The 2,724-nt window shown below is 45.0% G+C and carries 3 protein-coding genes; all 3 read right to left on the minus strand.

The window, feature by feature from the left end:
* Positions 1–41: 41 nt before the first annotated feature.
* The 3 genes from tnpC to tnpA all read right to left on the minus strand — a co-directional run bounded on the left by tnpC (position 42) and on the right by tnpA (position 2,600).
* Entirely contained in the window at positions 42–1,718 is a 1,677-nt protein-coding gene (tnpC, locus tag I4V44_RS17210) for an IS66 family transposase (RefSeq protein WP_055222217.1), read from the minus strand.
* A gap of 133 nt (positions 1,719–1,851) precedes the next feature.
* Positions 1,852–2,190, minus strand: coding sequence for an IS66 family insertion sequence element accessory protein TnpB (gene tnpB / locus I4V44_RS17215; protein WP_055222218.1), 339 nt, complete (start codon positions 2,188–2,190; stop codon positions 1,852–1,854).
* The gene (tnpA, locus tag I4V44_RS17220) at positions 2,184–2,600 is read right to left on the minus strand and encodes an IS66 family insertion sequence element accessory protein TnpA (RefSeq protein ID WP_196003011.1); all 417 of its coding nucleotides are present in this window, start codon (positions 2,598–2,600) and stop codon (positions 2,184–2,186) included. The genes tnpB and tnpA overlap by 7 nt, the downstream gene beginning before the upstream one ends.
* Positions 2,601–2,724 lie beyond the last annotated feature (124 nt).

The raw sequence follows: 2,724 nt of genomic DNA on the forward strand, positions 1-2,724 counted from the left end.
GTAAGCGCTTAAATTTTAGGTATGATAGAAAAAATCCCCGACTACTTTCCAGTAGTCGGAGCACCTTGACAATTCACATATGATTGATTTGATTCATTTGCACGACGTTCGATCTCAGCTTTGACGGTTTCGTTCCATGGCGCCAGAAGTTCTAAGTCATCATCGCTCATCCTATCATCAGGCAGTTTTTCCAGCAGATAAGTAAGATAGTGATAGACGTTTACTCCATTGGCTTTTGCCATTTCTACCATTGTGTACACAACAGCACTGGACTGGGCTCCGTTTGGTGTATCGCAGAACAGCCAGTTTTTACGGCCTACTGTAAACGGACGGATTGCATTTTCGCTGAGATTATTAGAAAAACTGCAGCGGCCATCTTCCAGATAGGTAGAAAGATAGGATCGGCGGTTCTGAATGTAGGTGACAGCTTTATCCATTCTGCTTCCACGGGTAGGGTTCTGCTGATCAAGCCACGACAAAAAGCCTTCTACTACCGGCTTTTCTTTTTCAAGGCGAGCCTTTTTAATAGCATCGAAGGAAGAATACTTTGATCTGATCACATCTTCCAGATGGAAGAGCTGGTTAATGTACAGCATTCCCTGTACGGATGGCTGGGTATAATCCAGTGCTTTTCCCTTAGGGATGGCATCTGTCAGATATCTTCTGATGTGTGCCCAGCAGGCTGTGCGTTTGGCATCCGGTACTTTATTGTATCCGCTATAGCCATCACACATCAGATAACCCTTGAAGCCGTGAAGAAAATCTACGGCATTGTCCCCGGCCCGGGTCTCCGAGTATTTATAGAGGATAATAGGTGGTCCTCCGTCTTCACCGCTGCGGAACAGCCACATATATGACTTGGTCTGCGCGCGGCGCTCCGGTTCATGCAGAACCTGAAGTGGCGTTTCATCTGCCATCGCAAATCCACGTTCCAGAAGTTTCCTGTGGAAGTATTCGTACATAGGAAGAAAAAATGCTTCAGAATTCCGGATCACCCAGTTTGCCATAGTAGCTCTGGTGATCTCCACGCCATACTGTTTCCAGTCCTTTTCCTGACGGTAGTATGGGAGAGCATTACAAAACTTCTGGTACATTACCCAGGCAACCGTTCCGGCAGAAGCCATTCCATAAAGCATATGGGCTCTGCCATCTTTTCCTTTTTTGATGACCGGAATATCCTGAAGCCTGCACTGCGGGCACTCATAGCTCTTACTGTAGTATTCATATACTTTCAGTTTTGCCGGTACAAAAACCAGTTCCCGGCGGACAAACTCTTCCCCGATTTCTTTCAGCGGGGTACCACAGACAGGGCAGAGTTTCTCTTCTTCAGAAAGTTCCAGATACTTTTTTTCAACAGGAACTCCCTTAAAACGCTCCGCATCTGTAACTCTTGCTTTTCGCTTTTTTGCTGTTTTTTCCGGAAGAATTGCTTCAAGATCCTCTGTTTCTGCAGCTTTCGGATCCTGTTCCAGTTCCGCCTCATTGAAAAAGTTTAACTGGCCTGGAATATCGAGGGTCCTTTTTTCGCTGGAGGTGCCAAACAGTTTTTTACGGAGAAGGTCTATCTCTTCTTTCAGATTATCCCGCTCCTGGGTGAGAGCCTCTTCCCGTTTATTGGCAGCATCGACAGTTGCCTGAAGTGTTTTTATCATCTTTTTGAGATCGTTTATCATGTCCTTCAGCTCACGGAGCTGGATATCTTTGGAACTGTCTGCCACTGCTTTTTCCTCCTGTTTCTGATGTTTCCATTATACCAGAAAACAGTGGTTTTTCCCAGCAAAACAGCGGATTTACCAGGACTTGAAAGTGCCGAAAATACAGCAAAAAACAAGAGTTTTATGTGCATCTTTTTTACGTTGCCTTGATCGCTTTGGGCTGCTCAATATCAATACCGGACATCAGCCAGTCGAACTCCCGCCATGTAAGATTCCGGACTTCAGATTTATTCCTGGGCCATCGGTAGGATCCCTGGGCGGTCAGTCTTTTGTAGATCATAACGATCCCGTCAGGCTCTTTTAAAATAGCTTTGATACGGTCGCATTTACGACCGCAGAAAAGAAAAAGTGCATGGTCGATCTCCATCGAAAACTGTTCCTGGATGATCGCACACAATCCATCAATGGACTTGCGCATATCTGTTCTGCCACAGACGATATAGATCGCATCAACATTTGAGATGTCCGCTAACATAACGACTCCTTAAGCGTATCCATAAGCATCTTCAGAAGTAACGGTTTGATCTCATTACTCATTCGTATAAGCAATCCGTCTGCTTCGATTTCAATCGTATGTGAATTGTCAAGGTGCATAGGTCTGTTTCCATTATCTGGGATCAGTCCTGCCGGAGAAGACTCTGGTTCTATAGCAATCTGGACTACATCCTGTTTATAGGATGTAAGGTCAAGAGTGCTGGCTTTTCCAACTGGATCCGGTATCTGACAGGCTTTTTTGCGGAGACGGGTAACTGCATTGTAAAAACAGCTGGGAGATATCCCATGTTCATTACACCATGCAGCATCTGTCAGGCCACTTTGTCTGCATTCGGTGACCAGTTCCATCCATTCGTCCAGGGAACGTCCTGGAGCACGTTTATTACTCATAATGAAACCTCCAAATATAGTAAATTTCTATCTCCTATCAAGCGGAGTGTAGTAAAAATCTATTTACTATCATTATGAGTTCAAAAACGTAGACAGTAAAGCTACCCAAGATTTAAGCGCTTAC

It is taken from the genome of Blautia sp. 1001283B150304_161114_C9 (genome assembly GCF_015668165.1).
In the GTDB taxonomy this organism is placed as follows: domain Bacteria; phylum Bacillota; class Clostridia; order Lachnospirales; family Lachnospiraceae; genus Blautia_A; species Blautia_A wexlerae.